Annotated in this window: 12 protein-coding genes, 1 tRNA gene and 2 pseudogenes; 5 read left to right on the top strand and 10 right to left on the bottom strand. The window is 59.1% G+C overall.

Annotated elements, in window-relative coordinates; all coding sequences use genetic code 11:
• Positions 1 to 12 precede the first annotated feature (12 nt).
• Positions 13 to 1,113 (top strand): redox-regulated ATPase YchF, encoded by a 1,101-nt coding sequence (gene ychF / locus AC3I65_RS03925; protein WP_047229391.1) that lies wholly within the window; start codon positions 13 to 15, stop codon positions 1,111 to 1,113.
• A 159-nt stretch (positions 1,114 to 1,272) separates the two neighbouring features.
• Here ychF and AC3I65_RS03920 read toward each other — a convergent pair whose 3' ends face one another.
• From AC3I65_RS03920 to AC3I65_RS03895, 6 genes are all read right to left on the bottom strand, one after another.
• Positions 1,273 to 2,820, bottom strand: coding sequence for a TerC family protein (locus AC3I65_RS03920; RefSeq protein WP_076386314.1), 1,548 nt, complete (start codon positions 2,818 to 2,820; stop codon positions 1,273 to 1,275).
• Between the two features lie 374 nt (positions 2,821 to 3,194).
• Positions 3,195 to 4,220, bottom strand: coding sequence for a sensor histidine kinase (locus AC3I65_RS03915; protein ID WP_076386316.1), 1,026 nt, complete (start codon positions 4,218 to 4,220; stop codon positions 3,195 to 3,197).
• Between the two features lie 9 nt (positions 4,221 to 4,229).
• A complete protein-coding gene (locus tag AC3I65_RS03910; RefSeq protein WP_173407384.1) occupies positions 4,230 to 5,690 on the bottom strand; it encodes an ATPase domain-containing protein in 1,461 nt (486 codons plus the stop codon).
• Positions 5,687 to 6,121, bottom strand: coding sequence for a hypothetical protein (locus AC3I65_RS03905; RefSeq protein ID WP_260990053.1), 435 nt, complete (start codon positions 6,119 to 6,121; stop codon positions 5,687 to 5,689). Before AC3I65_RS03905 ends, AC3I65_RS03910 begins: the two co-directional genes overlap by 4 nt.
• Before the next feature lie 173 nt (positions 6,122 to 6,294).
• Entirely contained in the window at positions 6,295 to 8,457 is a 2,163-nt protein-coding gene (locus tag AC3I65_RS03900; RefSeq protein ID WP_047229386.1) for a methyl-accepting chemotaxis protein, read from the bottom strand.
• A 528-nt stretch (positions 8,458 to 8,985) separates the two neighbouring features.
• Positions 8,986 to 10,203: an MFS transporter gene (locus tag AC3I65_RS03895; protein WP_107322930.1), complete on the bottom strand. Its 1,218-nt coding sequence runs from the start codon at positions 10,201 to 10,203 to the stop codon at positions 8,986 to 8,988.
• A gap of 327 nt (positions 10,204 to 10,530) precedes the next feature.
• Here AC3I65_RS03895 and AC3I65_RS03890 point away from each other — a divergent pair, with 327 nt between their 5' ends.
• The 3 genes from AC3I65_RS03890 (at position 10,531) to ggt (ending at position 14,753) form a co-directional block, all read left to right on the top strand.
• Positions 10,531 to 12,588, top strand: a complete 2,058-nt coding sequence (locus tag AC3I65_RS03890) for a methyl-accepting chemotaxis protein (protein WP_188252278.1) — start codon at positions 10,531 to 10,533, stop codon at positions 12,586 to 12,588.
• Between the two features lie 103 nt (positions 12,589 to 12,691).
• Positions 12,692 to 12,768, top strand: a tRNA-Met gene (locus AC3I65_RS03885).
• 143 nt (positions 12,769 to 12,911) lie between these two features.
• Positions 12,912 to 14,753 carry a gamma-glutamyltransferase gene (ggt, locus tag AC3I65_RS03880; RefSeq protein WP_188252279.1) on the top strand — a complete coding sequence of 614 codons (1,842 nt, stop codon included), beginning with the start codon at positions 12,912 to 12,914 and terminating at the stop codon, positions 14,751 to 14,753.
• Between the two features lie 73 nt (positions 14,754 to 14,826).
• Here ggt and AC3I65_RS03875 read toward each other — a convergent pair whose 3' ends face one another.
• From AC3I65_RS03875 to AC3I65_RS03860, 4 genes and pseudogenes are all read right to left on the bottom strand, one after another.
• Positions 14,827 to 15,051, bottom strand: coding sequence for a helix-turn-helix domain-containing protein (locus AC3I65_RS03875; protein WP_047229383.1), 225 nt, complete (start codon positions 15,049 to 15,051; stop codon positions 14,827 to 14,829).
• A 7-nt stretch (positions 15,052 to 15,058) separates the two neighbouring features.
• Positions 15,059 to 15,613 (bottom strand): DUF2975 domain-containing protein, encoded by a 555-nt coding sequence (locus AC3I65_RS03870; RefSeq protein WP_488523465.1) that lies wholly within the window; start codon positions 15,611 to 15,613, stop codon positions 15,059 to 15,061.
• A 91-nt stretch (positions 15,614 to 15,704) separates the two neighbouring features.
• Positions 15,705 to 16,136: pseudogene (locus tag AC3I65_RS03865) on the bottom strand (methyl-accepting chemotaxis protein); the annotation flags it as partial.
• A 108-nt stretch (positions 16,137 to 16,244) separates the two neighbouring features.
• Positions 16,245 to 16,931: pseudogene (locus AC3I65_RS03860) on the bottom strand (PAS domain-containing protein); the annotation flags it as partial.
• 310 nt (positions 16,932 to 17,241) lie between these two features.
• On the opposite strand from AC3I65_RS03860, the gene AC3I65_RS03855 reads away from it, so the two are divergent.
• Positions 17,242 to 18,660, top strand: coding sequence for a short-chain fatty acid transporter (locus tag AC3I65_RS03855; RefSeq protein ID WP_076386741.1), 1,419 nt, complete (start codon positions 17,242 to 17,244; stop codon positions 18,658 to 18,660).
• Positions 18,661 to 18,744 lie beyond the last annotated feature (84 nt).

Raw genomic sequence — 18,744 nt, 5'->3', positions numbered from 1 at the left:
AGGGGAAACACCATGGGATTCAATTGCGGCATCGTCGGCCTGCCTAACGTCGGCAAGTCCACCCTGTTCAACGCCCTGACCAAGTCCGGTATCGCGGCCGAAAACTTCCCCTTCTGCACCATCGAGCCTAACAGCGGCATCGTGCCGATGCCCGACCCACGCCTGGAAGCGCTGGCGGCCATCGTCAATCCCAAGCGCATCCTGCCGACCACCATGGAATTCGTCGACATCGCCGGTCTCGTCGCCGGTGCCTCGAAAGGTGAAGGCCTGGGTAACAAGTTCCTGGCCAACATTCGTGAAACCGATGCAATCGCCCACGTGGTGCGCTGCTTTGAAGATGAGAACGTCATTCACGTCTCCAACAGCGTCGACCCCAAGCGTGACATCGAGATCATTGACCTTGAGCTGATCTTCGCCGACCTCGACAGCTGCGAGAAGCAACTGCAGAAAGTCGCTCGCAACGCCAAGGGTGGCGACAAGGACGCAGTGGTCCAGAAGGGCCTGCTGGAGCAGTTGATCGCCCACTTCACCGAAGGCAAGCCCGCGCGCAGCCTGATGAAGAACATGAGCACCGATGAGAAGCTGGTGATCAAGGGCTTCCACCTGCTGACAACCAAGCCGGTCATGTACATCGCCAACGTCGCTGAAGACGGTTTCGAGAACAACCCGCACCTGGACGTGGTCCGGGCCATTGCCGAAGAAGAAGGCGCCATGGTCGTTCCGGTCTGCAACAAGATCGAAGCGGAAATCGCCGAGCTGGACGATGGTGAAGAGAAAGACATGTTCCTCGAGGCCCTGGGCCTGGAAGAGCCCGGCCTGAACCGCGTGATCCGCGCCGGTTACGAAATGCTCCACCTGCAGACTTACTTCACTGCCGGTGTCGAAGAGGTCCGCGCCTGGACCGTACGCGTCGGCGCCACTGCCCCGCAAGCCGCTGGCGTGATCCACACCGACTTCGAAAAAGGCTTCATCCGCGCCGAAGTCATCGCCTACGCAGACTTCATCCAGTACAAAGGTGAAGCCGGCGCCAAGGAAGCTGGTAAATGGCGCCTGGAAGGCAAGGAATACATCGTCAAGGATGGCGACGTGATGCACTTCCGCTTCAACGTTTAAGAGAGCCCGTGGAATCCCACGGACTTCCCTGGACGAAAAAATCCCCGTAATCATGACTGATACGGGGATTTTTTTCGTCTTGGGATTTCCACCGGTGACAGAGACTCGCCATACGCTTCAAACAAACGAGGCCGCGGATGCGGCCCCGATTATTCCACGTTAGCTTTTACGCAACAGCACCCTCGTCACCCGACGCTCTTCAACCTCGACAACGGTCATGCTCCACTCTTGCCAATCGAGTTTGTCTCCGATGATCGGCAAGCGGTCCAGCAAGCTCATGACCAACCCGGCGAGCGTCTGATAGTCATCCGTCGCTTTTGCCTGGAAGCCGATGTGTTCGCGCACCTGGCTGAGATTCAGCGCGCCGCTGACCAGAAATCCGTCATCCTGGGCCACGATGTTCGGACCCTCTATTTCACTGGCATCGGGCAGTTCACCGGCGATGGATTCGAGAATATCGGTCATGGTGAGAAGACCAATGAAATCACCGAACTCGTTCACCACGAAGGCGATGTGGGTCGACTCTTTGCGCATCTGTTCCAGCGCGTTGAGAATCGTGAAGTTGTCCAGCAGGTTGATGGCCTTGCGAGCCATGGCTTCCAGATTCGGCTCGTTGCCCGCCAACAGTTCCTTGAGCAACTCCTTCTTGTGGATGAACCCCAGAGGCTCATCCACACGGCCGTCGCGGATCAACGGCAACCTGGAATACGACGAGTGCATCAGCCTGGTGCGGATCTCGTCTGGGGAATCGGCCAGGTCGAGGTGGTCGATTTCCGCCCGATGAGTCATGACACTGCGTATTGGGCGCTCCGCCAACTGCAACACACCACTGATCATGACCCGCTCACGTCGGTGGAAGACCTGTTCGGCTTCGTCGCCTGACAGCATGTCAGCGATCTCTTCACCGACTTCATCAGCCCCCAACTTGTGTCCACCCAGCAAACGCATGACGGCATGGGCAGTGCGTTCGCGCATAGGGCGATGCCCTTGCATGCTCTTCTTGCGACGAGAGCGAGCCAACTGGTTGAACAGTTCGATCAGGATCGAAAAACCGATCGCGGCATAGAGGTAGCCTTTCGGAATGTGGAAGCCCAGGCCCTCAGCCGTGAGGCTGAAGCCGATCATCATCAGAAAGCCCAGACAGAGCATGATGACGGTTGGGTGGCTGTTGACGAACTGGGTCAGGGGCTTACTTGCGATGATCATCAGGCCGATGGAGAAAATCACCGCGATCATCATGACCGACAGATGTTCCACCATGCCCACGGCCGTGATCACGGCGTCCAGGGAGAAGACCGCGTCCAGCACCACAATCTGCGCAACGATAGGCCAGAACATCGCATAGGCGGCGTTACCTGTACGCTCGGTGACATGCCCCTCAAGTCGTTCATGCAACTCCATGGTGGCCTTGAACAACAGGAATACACCACCGAACAGCATGATCAGGTCCCGGCCCGAGAACGTCTTGTCGAAGACCTCGAACAACGGCTCGGTCAGGGTCACCATCCAGGAGATGCTGGCCAGCAGGCCAAGGCGCATCAACAATGCCAGCGACAGGCCAATGATCCGGGCACGATCGCGCTGCTCCGGCGGCAGCTTGTCAGCCAGGATGGCAATAAACACAAGGTTATCAATGCCGAGCACCAGCTCCAGCACGATCAGGGTCAGCAGGCCAAGCCATGCCGTCGGATCAGCAATCCATTCCATAAGGGTTATTCAACCTCTCGTAGAGTCGGGGCGAAAGGTGCCAGGGAAAGAAGCTTTATCGAGCGGATAGAGCAAGGCATGACTTGGGAGGCGACACCGTTGGTCTCACTGGGAGAAATCGATGAGAAGCCTACGGATGGGATTTGGATGTCCAGCGATCCAGAAAAACCGGATAAACGCTGGGTAACGCAGAGCGGACTTGTAGAGGGCGCGGATTGAAAAAAACGACTGGGAGGCTCCAGAAGGGTGTTCATATAGACCTGAAAATAATTGGGGAGGTGATCCTATAATGTTTCCGAACGCGTCATACGCATCGAATTATTACAGAATCTGACATCCCCGCACGCGGCGGCAGATGGGACGACTGCGCAGCTTCATGGATTTGCCAACGGCAACCTCACCACGAACTCGCTCCCCTTGCCATCCCCCTCACTCTTGCCGACCACTGTGCCACCGTGGCTTTCGACCAACTCGCGCACCACCGTCAAACCAATGCCCAGGCCAACGCCGTTGAAGCCGATGGCGTGAACATCCTGCACAAAGGGTTCAAAAATAAACGGCAGCGCCTTGGCCGAAATACCTATGCCGGTATCACGGATGCTGACCTTCAAGACACTCCCTTCGACGGTAACCGACAATTCGACGGTGCCGCCCACAGGGGTGTATTTGACCGCATTACCCAGCAGGTTGCCGAGAATCTGAGCAAGCCGTACCGGATCGCCGTACACCAGCAGGGCACACTCGGGCAGTGTGGTGCTGAACAGCAAATTGCCGCTGACCATGGCCGGTTTACAGATATCGATGGCCTCGCGAACGATCTGCACCATATCGACAATCTGGCAATCGAGGCGAAACTTGCCGGTGCTGACGCGGGAGACATCGAGCAAGTCCTCCACTAATCGAGACATGTGCCGGACCTGACCTTCGATCAGCTTCTGCATGCGCGGCAACTCCTCACTCGGCACCCGCACCAGTCGGCCGGCAATCATGCTGATGGGCGTCAGCGGATGACGCAGTTCGTGGGCAACCAAAGCGAGAACGCTACGCTGGCGCTCCAGCGCCCGTTCGGCCGCGTCTTGCAGATGCTGCGCGCTGAGGGCGGCAATGACCAATTGCTCATTGGCCTCGCGCATCTGCCGATACAGTTGTTGTTCTGCCTGCGTGGAAGGTGGCTTTTCAGCCTCGGACTGGGCCGACAGGATCGCCAGGACCAGTTGCTGATTGGCCTCGATCAGTTGCTCGACATGTTGCTTGTCGGCAAGTTGGGTGTTGGCGTCGTTCAGCTCCTTGCGCAGCGCGGCCAGCACCGCACGCGCCTCGACAGTTTTCTGGCCGAGCAGGAACAGCTCGCGAGCGGCCATCGCCTTCGCCTGCTCATTCCCGCCATTGGCCTCATTCATGATGATGCCTCATCCAGTACCTTTGCCAGACATCTGCCGGGTAGGCCGGCCTCCGAGCAAACCTTCCTGATCCGGCAACATGTCACCGATCTGCAAACCGCTATCGTCAATGCTGTAAAGGCGTAACTCATCGGAGTGAGCGCTGGCCCGCACCTTGACCACGGCCATGATGCGCAATAAACGGCTTTGCACTTCAATGTAGCGCTGAACGATGATTGCATCGGTGAGAAAAGCCGTGCCGTAAGGACTGAATCGCAGATCCGTGTAGCGATCCTCCAACTCCGAGGTCAGCAATACACTGACACCGGCGCTGGTCAACGCGGTGACCATGCGCGACAGCGACTCGCGAAAGTCTTCGCGAAAGGTCGGCGCCAGGGCCAGTTCGAACCCCGACAGCGAGTCAATCACCACCCGCGTGGCGTTCAGGCGAGCAATCTCGCTCAACAGCAACTGCACGATCTCGTCGATGGACAGATCTGGAGCACGGCTATCCACCAGCCCGACTTTGCCGCTTTTAATCAAGTTTGAGAGGGTGGCGTTCTGGGAGTGATTCGGGCGCTGCTCGAACACGGCGATCACGCCGTTTTCACCGTTTCGCGCGCCTTCAGCGAGAAACGATGCCGCGAGAATGCTTTTTCCAGAACCCGACGGGCCAGCAACCAACAGGGAGTAACCGCGCGGCAGGCCACCACCGAGCATTTCGTCGAGCTGTGGCACACCCATTCCCAAGCGTTTGATGGGGAACTCCAGCGGAGCTTCGATCGGATTGTAGGGCGCAGGGGCAAATACCTTGATTCCCGATGGGGCGATACGGAAAGTGTGCAGACCCGGCAGCGTTGGCTGGCCACGCATCTTCATGATTTCCATCTTGCGCACCATGGAATTGCGCTGAACGCTCTGGCGCAGCCAGATCAGTCCGTCGGCCACGGTGAAAATCGGGTTGGTATCGGTTTCGGTAAAGTACTCACCAATCAGGAAAGTCGTGGCCTGCCAAGTGGTCATCAACATGCCCAGTTGCTGGACGAACTGCGGCAAGTTGTTATTCGGGTTGTCCTGGGTCTGGCTGGCCAGCACCACCGAGCGGAACGAGTCAACGAACACCAGTGCCGGGGAGTGCGCCTCCACCTCGCTGACAATGCGCCGCAGCACTTCGTCCAGATCCCCAGCCAGGGTGTCGTCAGCCAGGTTGACGTAGCGGATCGAATGATTGATCGCGTCGCTGTCGAAGAAATCGAACTGCTGCTGATAGCGCAGCATCTTCAGTGGTGGCTCACCCAGCACGGTAAAAAACAGCGCCGGACGTGCGGGGGTCGCCAGGGCAAACATCATCTGGTGCGCGAGGGTGGTCTTACCGCAACCGGGTGGGCCGGCGATCAGATTGAACGAAAACTCCGGCAATCCTCCGCCCAAGACCTCGTCCAGTCCTGGCACGCCGGTGGCCAAGCGGTTGATAGTCACTTTGCTGCTCATGGCGAATTTTCCTGCGAAGGGGTGTCGCTCAAAGAAGAATCCCACACGTCACGAAGCAAACGTGCGGTAAGCGAGGGTCCGATCAGCGTGGTCAGCAACTCATAGAAAGTGGTCAGCAACATTTCACCGAAAAACCGCGCATCGGCTTCGCTTTGCTCAACAAGCACTGAATTCAGGGCGGTCAGAACCATGCCGGACGGCACCTTGTTGCAGGTGCTGGTCAGGCGCGGATGAGCGGAGCCACACAGATGCAGGCTACGGCGATACAACGCGATAACCCCTTGCTGACCAATGACGGGCGTCAGGGTCGCCTCTATATCCTGCAAGATGGAAACGATCGCGTGGGCGGTCTTTGCAATGTCAGCGTTGGGGCCAACGCGGTGCGCCAGAGAAGCTACGATCTGACGGCTCTCTTCGCTTAGCGTGGACATGGCTAACTGGTATCCGATGGGCGAGTATCGATAGTACACCCTCAAGGGCGTTACCGAGACCCTATTGGATAACGCAATGCAATTGCGCTCATTCAAGAACTGGATTGAACTGTGGCGAGGGAGCTTGGTCCCTCGCACAATAAATCTTGAGTCACGCGTGGCCAGAAAACCCACTACCCCCTTTTGACTTTGAAGCGCCCCAGCACGCGCTGCATCAAAGATGCTCGCTCCGAAAGATCCTTGGCCGCCACCGCGCACTCTTGTGAGTTGGACTGGTTTTTCTGCGTCACTTCATCGATCTGCTCCAACCCGATGCTGGCCTGTTGCAGGCCTGAGGCTTGCTCGCTGGAAGCTTGATAGATCAATGAAACCAGGTTGGAAACAGCACTGGTTCCGCTGACGATGTTTTTCAGCGATTCGGCGGTCCGGCCCGCGATGATCATGCCGCGTTGCGTTTTGCTCGAGGAGTCGGCAATCAATGCAGCCGTCTGCTGGGCGGCCTCGGCGCTGCGGGCGGCCAGGCTACGCACCTCATCCGCCACCACAGCAAAACCACGCCCCAGCTCACCTGCCCTGGCGGCTTCGATAGCCGCGTTCAACGCCAACAGGTTGGTTTGCGCGGCGATGTTGTCGATGGTGGTGATGATCGCGGTAATGTCTTTGCCCGAATTGTCGATTTCGGCCATGGCGGCAATCAGCTCACTCATCAATTTGTCGCTTTCCCCGGCATCGGCCCGTGATGCCTGGGACTGCTCATCGGCCTTTTTGGCATTGGCGGCGTTGTCCCGGGTCTGTGCGGCCATTTGTGTCATCACCGCGCTGATTTCAGTGATGGACGACGCGGAATTGGACGCCCCATCGGACAATGACTGGCTCAGGTCGGTAACCTGCGCCGAGCTGCCGGTGATCTGGGTGGCGCTGGCCTGAACTTCGCCAATCAGTTGGTTCAGATTACCCACCATCTTCTCCAGTGACCTGCCAAGGGTATCGTGGGGCGAAGACAACCGGACCTCCAGGTCCAGATCACCTTCGCTAATGCGCTCGGCCACCCTGACCTGCCGTTGCAGGCTTTCAGACATATCGTTGAGCGCGACAGACAACTGGCCCACTTCGTCCTCGGTTTTTTGCACCAGGCGACGCGAGAAATCCCCCAGGCTGATGTTGGCTGCCAAGGCGGCGGCTTCGCGAATCGGCCCAACGATTTTTGCGGCGGCAAACCACAGGGCGACCAGCGCCAACAGCGAAACGCCCAGGCCAACCGACACCTGCCAGATGCTGTTGCTGATACTGCGCGCCTGTAGCTCCTGCTCCAGGGCAATGGCCTGAGTCATGACCACTGCCTTTGGCAGGCGAATCAGCACCGCCCAGGGTTTACCTGTGCGCCCCAGCTCAATGGGCATCAGCACTTCGATATGCTGGGTGTGCGGATTGAGCAGACCGTCACCACGACCACTCTGGATATCGCGCAGCACTTTCTCCCAAGAGTCAGGCAACAAGGCCTTGATGGGCTGGCCAATCAGGTCGGTACGCTGACTGTCCGCGACTACCAGCCCCTGGTTACTCAGAATCGACACCGTGCCCTTGCCACCGTAGAGATCGGCCGACATCTGCTCGCTGAGTTTCTGGATAAAGTCGATATCGAAGTCAGCGCCGACCACGCCGTAGAACTTGCCATCGGATACGATCGGCACCGACAAAGTGGTCAGCCATACGTTTTTGCCCTGAACCACATAAGGAATGGGGTCCAGCACGCTTTCCTTCAGAGTGTCGCGTGGGCCGCTGTACCAACCCCCTTTGGGTACACCGTTCGGGTGGCGATCCGGGGAGTCATACTCGACCAATGGCTGTACTGCCACATGTCCGCCAGCGCTGCGCGTCCAGTAAGGCGTGAAGCGCCCGGTCAACGGATTACTGCCGTCCTGTGCGTTGCGCAACACAAGATCCTGACCATCCAACGCGTCCGGTTCCCAGCAGGAGTAAGTGCCATTGAAGTCCGGGTTATCTTTTAGAACACTGAGCAATACCGTGTTGATCTGCTCACGTCCCAACGCCAAAGGGCTCTGCGAAGCCTTGCTGGAGGCAAAGGTATTGGCCATGGTGCGGGCCGCATCCAGAGCATTTTGCAACTTGGCCTGAATGGCATTGGCACGGGACTCGGCCAGGTTCTGAATTTCCCGGATCGTTGATTTTTCAACCAGCGCCGAGACTTCGGTCGCCACGTATTGTTCATTAGCCCTGGCGGTAAAGAGCCCGTAAATAACCAGGCTAATTGATGAAACAAACAGACATACGCCTGCCGTGACACAAATGCGTGCCTGCAACGACTTGAACTTCATATCATCCCCTGCCTGATTATTTTTATTGCCAACGTTTAAGACGACAGCCTCAAACTTGTGCACAACACGGCAAATAACAATCGCTCACGGCTGTTTACGCTGTCCACGAGGCAATCGCCTTGAACGGACGCGGCGATACAGCTGCTTTATAAGTATTTGTGGCAGGTAGGGGCGTGAGTCACCTCACCCGAGAGGTGAAGGTATTCAGATCAAGAGCCGAAGGCCTTATGTCCGAAGACAATAAGAGCGGCGGGTGGAAAGAATGTGGAAAGCTGCTTTCCGGTCACCCCAGCGGACTCCCTTGAAGATTGCCGCTGCGTCCATTCAATCCATCAACCACAGCAGCAAATTAACATGGCCGACCTTTATACAAAATCAAACTTAAGACTTATACAAAACGGTACTTTAGTAGCGACTCCAAGCAACTAATCAAATCGCTCTGGTTGGCGGGTATTTTTTCAACGCTTTGCAATTCAGTTGTTTGCAAGGCCCGGCGGGGCCCACTCGCCTCCGCCGGTTGAGTACACGTCAGTTTTTTCTGCTTCTGGGCAGAAAAATCGCCAGGGCTCCAAACAACGGCAAAAACGAGCACAACCAATACACATACTCGATGCCGCGGATGTCGGCCAGATGCCCCAGCAGCGCGGCGCCAATCCCGCCGAAGCCAAACATCAAGCCAAAGAACACGCCGGCAATCATGCCGACGTTACCCGGCACCAGTTCCTGGGCATACACCACGATGGCCGAGAATGCCGAAGCCAGGATGAAGCCGATGACCACGCTGAGAATGCTGGTCCACAGCAGATCAACGTAAGGCAGGATCAGCGTGAACGGTGCCACGCCAAGGATCGAGAACCAGATCACCGCCTTACGTCCGATCCTGTCGCCTATCGGACCGCCAAAGAAGGTCCCCGCCGCCACAGCGCCGAGGAACAGGAACAGATACAACTGCGACGACGCCACCGACAGGTCGAACTTCTCGATCAGGTAGAAGGTGAAGTAGCTGGTGAAACTGGCCATGTAGAAATACTTGGAGAACACCAGCAAACCCAGCACCGCCAATGCACTCAAGACCCGGCCCCTGGACAGACCATGAGTAGCCGCCTGGCCTTGCTTGAGCTTGAACAGGTTGAGGTGATTGGCGTACCAGCGGCTGATGCGGTACAGCACGAACAGCGCAAACAGTGCGAACAGGCCGAACCAGGCCACATTACCTTGCCCGTAAGGAACGATGATCGCCGCCGCCAGCAACGGGCCGAAAGCAGAGCCGGCGTTACCGCCGACCTGGAACGTCGACTGCGCCAACCCATAACGCCCGCCCGACGCCAGGCGTGCGACTCGCGAGGCTTCAGGGTGAAAGGTCGAGGAGCCAATACCGATCAGACCGGCGGCCAGCAGGATCATGGCAAAACTGCCAACCATGGACATCATCACGATCCCGATCAGCGTGCAGACCGTACCGGCCGGCAGCAGCCAGGGCTTGGGGTGCCGGTCCGTGTGATAACCCACCCAGGGCTGCAGCAGCGATGCCGTCAACTGGAAGGTCAGCGTAATCAAGCCAACCTGGGTGAAGGTCAGCCCATAACTGGCCTTGAGCATCGGGTAAATAGACGGCAGTACCGCCTGGATCAGGTCGTTGATCAAATGCGCCAACGCCACGGCACCGATGATGCGCATGACCAAAGGGCTGCTTTGAGGTGTGGCAGGGATAGACGCGGTATCGACCTGGGTATCGCTGATAGCCATGGGAGTTTCCATACGGGGTTTGCACAGGAAGCGGATTCATCAATGTGCCATTTTTCGGTGCAGCAAGGCTATCCCCTTAGCTTGCTATCGACTTGAAATATTGTCAGCGAGCTCGGTAATAGCGCAAAGCCATGGTCTGAATCTTGCCTTGTTAACGGTCTACAACGCGGCCCCTTACAAAGGGGACCGAGAATGGGAAGTTTCGCTACAGAGCCAGCCTACAGAGCGGGCCTGGACAAACTTTCGAGGCCTTTTAAAAGGGCACCTGTTTCGGCACTGTGTCGAAACGCACAAAAATAGTGCAAAGGTGTTCAGGGGAGTATGGGCATGCAGGCTTTTCTATCACCGGGAATCAGGTTGCTGGGGCGTTTCGGCTTTGCCCGCAAATTTCAGTTGCTGTTCCTGCTTTTCATCCTGCCACTCATGGGCAGCCTGTGGATCATCGGCCAGGACTATCGCGACAAACTCAGCCTGATTTCCGAAGAACGCGCCGGGGTTCGCCAGTTGCTGGCCCTGGATAACCTGGACAACCTGCTCGCCGCCCAGCGCAGCCGCGCGGCCCGTTGGCGAGCCACGGAAACCAATCGCCAGGCAACACCCGCAACGCTTGCCGCGATGGCGGCTTTCGATGCCGTGCAACCGGCCCTCAACCAGGCCGCCAATGATCTGGGCAGCACCTTGCAAACCGAAGGTGCCGAAGCCGACACCCTGGCTCGCTTCCAAACGCTGCAAACCAGTCTCAATGGTCTTGATTCGAAAAGCCTGGGCACCGTCGGTTGGTGGCCGGACGGCTATGACCGCTTCACTGCGGCCTTGAGTGCCCTGCAAGCCTTGCGCGAGCAGATCGTCATGGACAATCGCCTGACCCTCGCCTCCTGGCTGGAAACCTACCTGCTGATCCAGATCTCGACCCAGCAGACACCGGACCTGATCGAGCGGGTCGGTCGCCTGGCCAGCGTTGGCCAGGCCTCCGTTGTGTCGGGTCAGTTCACCCTGCAAAGCCGCCTGCAATTGCGCGACCTGCGCAGCCGGATCGGCGATGCCCGGGATCAACTGGTCAAAACCGGTGGAGTACTGCAAGCGCGCCTGCCGAACGAACTGCAAGCCTGGGCCGGACAATTCCAAGACAGCCTCAAGCATCTGGATTCCGGCCTGAAAGTCCTGGATGAAGGGGTCTTCGCCGGCTCCATCAGCCTCAAGCCGGAAGAATTCGAGAAACACATGGATGCGCTCCTGGCGGACTTGGCGACCTTGCGCCAGCAGTCTCTGATGGCTCTGGATGCGCGACTGGACCACTACCACTCCTCGGCCATCCGCCAATTCACCCTGGTGGCCACGGTGCTGGGTTGTCTGCTGTTGGCCGCGCTTTACCTCTTCGTCTGCCTGCAAGCGTCCATCCGCCGCAGCGCCAGTGGCATCACATTACTGGCCGAAGCCCTGCGTGACGGCAACCTCAGTCTGCAAGTGCCGGTGCAAGGACGCGACGAACTGGCGGCCATCAGTACCGCTCTCAACGTTGCAGTGGTGCAGTTGCGCAACAGCCTGTTGGGCGTGGACCACGAAACATTGCAGTTGAGTAATGCCGTTCGCACCCTCAACACGCACTCCAGCGGCGCCCTGGGCGAAGTCGAAGCCCAACAGATGCAGATCAGCCAGATCGCCGCGGCCGCCACGCAACTGGCCGCCACCTCTCAAGGGGTCGCCAGAAGCTGTGAGCAGGCCTCCGACAGCGCCCAGCAGACCCGGCGTATCGCCGCCGACAGCAGCCGCGACAGTCAACGCACTACGGCGAGCATCCAGCAACTCAACCAGCGCCTCAACGAAACCGCCGCCGCATTGGGCCGGGTCAGCGAACAGGGGCAACAGATCCAGATGGTGGTCGACACCATCCGCGGCGTGGCCGAGCAGACCAACCTGCTGGCCCTCAATGCCGCCATCGAAGCCGCTCGCGCTGGGGAACAGGGCCGTGGTTTCGCGGTGGTGGCCGATGAGGTACGCAGCCTGTCGCAACGCACCCAGTCCTCCACCCAACAGATTGCTGGCACCGTCGACAGCCTGCGCGCTACGGTCAACGAAGCGGTCAGCCTGATGGAAGCCGCATGCGGCCAGGCCCAGACCGACGCGCAAGCCGTTACCGGCCTTGGCGAGCGGCTGGGAGAAATTGCCAGCGCCGTGCAGAGCGTCACCGATACCCTGGCGCAAATCGCCACCGCGGTGGACGAACAAGCCAGCACCGCCGACGAGGTCAGCGGCAATATCCAGCAGGTCGACCAGGCGGCCATGCGATTGCTTGAAGGGGCACGCGCCGTGAACCTCGCGGCGGATACTTTGAGCCAGGGCAGCCAGGCCCTGAGCGCCAACACAGGGAGATTTCAACTCGGTTGACGGGTATTTGCGGCGAGGATTGATAAGCGGTTGAAAGCGCTGAGAAATATTTCAGATTTACGCTTGACACATCTTCGTTACCGGCGAATAATGCGCGCCACTTGGCTACATAGCTCAGTTGGTTAGAGCATAGCATTCATAATGCTGGGGTCCGGGGTTCAAGTCCCTGTGTAGCCACCAAGTACTAAAAACGGCTTATCGAAAGATAAGCCGTTTTTTTATGCCTCGATAAAAGCCGTCCCCCAAGTCCGCGCTGATTTGCGCCCGACGCCTCGCATCGCTACAGTCGATCCCTATCCCCTGGCCCACGGATGGAGCGACACATGCTTGCAGATCTGAAACCGAATCTTCATCGCCTGTCAGCCGTTTCGCTGCTGGCTGTAGCCCTGGCACTCGTTGCCTGTAAGGCCCCGTCCTCCTCCACAACCCCAGCATTGCCCGTCGCACCGGAGATCGCCTCCGGCTATCGCACCGACCTGCAGACCCGCCACGCCGACAAGCACATGGCCGCGGCGGCCAACCCGCTGGCGGCCGAAGCCGGGCGGCAGATGTTGCGGCGCGGCGGCTCGGCCATCGACGCGGCGATTGCCATGCAGGCGGTGCTGACCCTCGTGGAGCCGCAGTCCTCCGGGATCGGTGGCGGTGCATTCATCGTGTTGTGGGACGGCAAGGCAGTACGTACTTACGACGGTCGCGAAACGGCACCGGCCGGCGCCACCGAGAGACTTTTCCTGCAAGCAGATGGCAAACCCATGCCGTTTACCGCCGCACAGATAGGCGGCCGTTCCGTGGGCACACCGGGCGTGTTGCGGGCACTGGAACTGGCCCATCGCAAACATGGCCGACTTGAATGGGCCACGCTGTTCGAGCCGGCCATCGCATTGGCCGAACAGGGTTTTGCGATCTCGCCCAGGTTGCACTCGATGATTGCGGCCGATGCGTCCCTGCCGGGGTCGCCGGACATGGCCGCCTATTTCCTGAACGCCGACGGCAGCCCGAAGGCGGTCGGCACCCTGCTGAAAAACCCCGCTTTGGCCGACGTGCTCAAGCGCATTGCCCGCGAAGGTCCCGACGCCTTGTACAAAGGGCCGATTGCCGAAGAAATCGTCGCCAAGGTGCAGAAGCATGCCAACCCCGGCAGCCTGTCATTGAATGACCTCCAGGGCTACGCCGCCCGGGAACGTGCGCCGCTTTGCACTGACTACAAGCGCTGGCAAGTCTGTGGCATGGCGCCCCCGTCTTCGGGCGGGATCGCCGTGGCACAGATTCTCGGAACCTTGCAGGCATTGGAACAGCGCGACCGCCGCACGGCCCTGGCCCCCATGAAACCCGTCAAGACCGATAAACCCGCCGGCATTGAGCCGACGCCCGAAGCAGTGCACCTGATCGCCGAAGCCGAACGCCTGACCTACGCCGACCGCGCCCTGTATGTCGCTGACTCGGACTTCGTCCCCGTGCCGGTCAAAGGCCTGGTCGATCCCGGTTATCTGGCCAGCCGCGCGAGCCTGATCGGTCCACGCAGCATGGGCATCGCCAAACCCGGCACACCACCGGGCGTCCAGGTGGCCTACGCCCCGGACCGTTCGCCCCTGCGCATCTCCACCTCGCAAGTGGTGGCAGTGGATGATCAGGGTGGCGCCGTGTCGATGACCACCACGGTGGAGTCGGCGTTCGGCTCACACCTGATGGTCCGGGGTTTCATGCTCAACAACCAGATGACCGACTTCTCGTTCATACCCGAAGAAAATGGGCAAAAGGTCGCCAACCGCGTCGAACCCGGCAAACGCCCCCGCTCGTCCATGGCGCCGACCCTGATCTTCGATCGCCAGAGCGGTGAACTGCTGGCCGCTGTTGGCTCACCGGGAGGCTCCCAAATCATCGAATACGTCGCCAAGTCAGTGATCGGCCTGCTGGACTGGGACCTCGACGCGCAAGCCGCCATCAATCTTCCCAACTTCGGCAGCCGCAACGGCCCCACCGAACTGGAACAAGGTCAGTTCAGCCCGACGCTGATCCAGGCGTTGAAAAACAAAGGCCATGCCGTGAGTGAAATCGACATGACCAGCGGGACCCAGGCAATCGTCCGAGTCCGTGATGCCCAAGGCAAAACCTCACTGGCCGGTGGAGCGGACCCGCGGCGTGAGGGGCAGGCGCTGGGGGATTGAGCGTCGCGGCCATCCGACCGGTCTGCGAAGTCGCGTCGCCGCCCATCGCAGGCAGGCTCGCTCCCCCAAGGGGTCAAGCCTTGGGGGGATCGCTCTGCGGTTGGTAAATCAGCAGATCGGCGGGCTGACATTGCAGATGGCTGCAAATGGCTTCGAGGGTAGCCAGGCGAATACCCTTGACCTTTCCTTGCTTCAACAAGGAAAGGTTGGCTTCCGTAATGCCTATCGCGGCGGCAAGGTCCTTGGATTTAACCTTGCGCGTCGCCAGCATCACATCAAGTTGAATAACGATAGGCATAGGGCTCTCAAACAAAAGTCCGGTTTTCTGAATCGACTTCACTGGCCCGGGACAATATCCGGGCAATGATTGCAATGCAGGCTGCAAGAAACAACGCGACAAACGACGGGGCGGTAACGCTGAGGGTAAGCAGACGCTGACCGACCGGTGCATTGATCGTCACCAGCAGGCTGAGAAACGGCTCACACAGGAAATCCAGCAGCACCCACAGCGCCACAGCGCGACCTACCTTCCCCAGGCAAACGGCTGCTTCGCTGGAAAAATACTCGCCTTGGGCATATCGCTGGAACAACTGCCGTAAATGGCCCAGCCCGAACGCCAGGGCCAGCAGCGGTATGCTCGACAACAGCATTGCGCCAAGGCATTGCCAACCAGTCAAGCGCATAGCCTCTGCTGACAAGCTCGACAGCTGTCGCTCGGTCAGGGCAAAGCCCAGACCGTATTCTGAAGCAACGTCAGGAAACAGCCAGACCCCGGCGTTGAGGACCATCATCGTGATAATGAAGACAAGTGTGATGACAGCCATGCGCTGGCTGTACAGGGCGAGACGATTCGAGGGCATGGAAGGCTCCACAGAACAAAGGAAGCGCAAACCATAGCGGCGAAATTATCGCATAACAATAATTAATATGTAAAAAACGATAACATCAAACTCAAGTCGACAACTGATTGGCAAACTGGCTCACGGCATCGACCACCTTCTTCGCGCCATCCTGAATCTCGACGATCACCGTCCCCGCCTCCGCTGCCAGGGCCAGGCCCTGTTCGGCCTGGTGCTGGCCGTCGGTCATCAGTGCCACGGCGTTGCGGGCCATGTCCTGGTTCTGGCGAACCACGCCGACGATCTCATCAGTGGCCTGACTGGTACGCGACGCCAGTTGCCGCACTTCATCGGCCACCACCGCAAAGCCCCGGCCCTGCTCACCCGCCCGGGCGGCTTCGATGGCCGCGTTGAGCGCCAGCAGGTTGGTCTGTTCGGCAATGCCGCTGATGGTCTTGACGATGGTGCCGATCACCAGAGATTGCTCATTCAGGGCCTCGATGCCTTCGCCGGCGGTTTGCATGTGCCGGGCCAGGTCACGCATCACGCCCACGGCCTGGGTCACCACGGTGGTGCCGCGCTGGGCGCTGCTGTCGGTTTGCAACGAGGTGCTGTAGGCAATGCCGGCCGCCTCGGAGACAGCTTTTTCCTGGTTGACCTGATCAGTGATGTTCGTGGCGAACTTGACCACTTTGTACAGTCGCTCGTTGGCATCAAGCACCGGGTTGTAAGAGGCTTCCAGCCAGACTTCACGGCCGTTGCTGTCCAAGCGTTTGAAACGACCGGCCACGAACTCGCCGCTATTGAGACGCTGCCAGAACTGCTGGTAGGTGGCGCTGTTGTACTCCTCCGGTTCGCAAAACATGCGGTGATGCTTGCCCTTGATCTGCGCCAGGCTGTAACCCATGGCATTGAGGAAGCGATCATTGGCTGTCAGTACGTGACCGCCCAGGTCGAATTCGATCACCGCCGTTGAACGCACCAGCGCACCAATGAGGTTTTCATGTTCACGCGACGCCTCGATGGTACGGGTCAGGTCGCTGGAATACATCGAGAAATAGCGGATTCGGCCATCAGCCGCCCGAACCGGTTGGAGAATCGAACGCAACCAGGCTTCCTTACCGTTGCCCCGGAGCAGCCGTACGGCGCCGGAGAAATGCTCGCCTCTAGTCAGCGCCGTCTTGAAACGCAACTGGAACTCATTGGATTTCAGGTAAGCCGGCACCAGCTCTTCGACAGACCGGCCGATGAGGTCCTGGGTCTTGTAGTGCATTTCGTCGAGAAAATTCTGATTGACCGTCTGCACCCGCCCTTCGGCATCCAGAGTGAGGGCCAGCATCTCGCGGTCCAAACTCTCCTTCACCTGCACAAGGCTGGACAGTTCCTGGCGAAGAGCCGAAAGCTCCTGCTTCAAGCGTTTATTGAACATGGCATGCTCCGAGAGCAGGAGAGTTAGGTGGCCTGTTCTCTTGCCATCGGCTCGCCGATTTTTTTCTAAAGAGCGCCCCGGGCCGCTTCTGAAAATAATCCTGCGCGCTCGCGAACCCCGATTAGCCTCCCATGGTCACTGGAATGTTCCAGTGTTGGCGCCTGACGCCAAGACCCTGCCGCACCCAATACCCATAACCATAAAAATCGAGGTAATTGCCGTGACCACCGACATACAAGACAGCCGTTCCGCCCGCTTCGCCTTGCGCTGTTCCAGTTTTGCCGAGCGCTGGTTCCCTGACTCCTGGGTATTTGCCGCCCTGGCAGTATTGGTAGTCGCGGTGGCGACACTGTTCATCGGCGCCAAACCCACGGCCGCTGCCATGGCGTTCGGCGATGGCTTCTGGAGCCTGATACCGTTCACCATGCAGATGGCCTTCGTGGTGATCGGCGGTTACGTGGTCGCCAGCTCGCCGCCCGCCGTCAAACTGATCGATCGCCTGGCACGCATCCCGAAAAACGGTCGCTCCGCGGTGGCCTGGGTCGCATTGATCTCCATGGTCGCGTCGCTGCTCAACTGGGGGCTTTCCCTGGTATTTGGCGGTTTATTGGTACGTGCCCTGGCCCGTCGCACCGATCTGAAAATGGACTACCGCGCCGCGGGCGCCGCCGCTTACTTGGGCCTGGGCGCGGTTTGGGCACTGGGTTTGTCTTCCTCGGCGGCGCAATTGCAGGCCAACCCGGCCAGCCTGCCACCGTCGATCCTGTCGATCACCGGGGTCATTCCGTTCACCCAGACCATTTTTCTCTGGCAATCGGGAGTGATGTTGCTGGCGTTGATCGTGATCTCGCTGATCGTGGCCTATGCCACCGCTCCCGGCCCGAACAGTGCCCGTGACGCCGCCGCCTGCGGGATTGATCCCAGCTTCAGCATGCCGGCATTGCAGCCTCGCACCCGCCCGGGAGAATGGCTGGAACATAGCCCGCTGCTGACCATTGCCCTGGCGCTACTGGCCGCCGGCTGGCTGTTCCACGAGTTCTCGACCAAACCTGCGATAAGCGCCATCTCCGGGCTCAACACCTATAACTTCCTGTTCCTGATGCTTGGCGCGTTGCTGCACTGGCGGCCGCGCAGCTTTCTCGATGCCGTGGCGCGCGCGGTGCCGACCACCACCGGCGTGCTGATCCAGTTTCCGCTGTACGGCTCGATTGCCGCGCTGCTGACCACGGTCAAGGGTAGCGACGCCCAGACGCTCGCCCATCACATATCCACCTTTTTCGTACAGATCGCATCCCACGATACCTACGCCGTGTTGATGGGCGCCTACTCGGCGGTGCTGGGCTTTTTCATTCCTTCGGGAGGCGGCAAATGGATCATCGAAGCCCCCTATGTCATGCAGGTGGCCAATGATCTGAACTATCACCTGGGGTGGGCGGTGCAGATCTATAACGCCGCCGAAGCGCTGCCAAACCTGATCAATCCGTTCTACATGCTGCCGCTGCTGGGAGTGTTGGGGCTCAAGGCCCGGGACCTGATCGGTTTCTCCTTCGTGCAATTACTGGTTCACACGCCATTGGTGCTGGTGCTGCTGTGGGCGCTGGGGACGACATTGTCTTATCTGCCGCCCGTGATGCCATAAAGCCATAAAAAAGGGCCGATATTTTCGTCGGCCCACTTTTTCTTCGCTCCGGTCTGTTTCAGTATGGCTACACCCTGTTCGAGG

The sequence above is a fragment of the Pseudomonas sp. N-1-13 genome, from assembly GCF_057787095.1.
The sequence above is the reverse complement of the archived record's forward strand: the minus strand, read 5'-3'. Positions and strand labels throughout refer to the sequence as shown.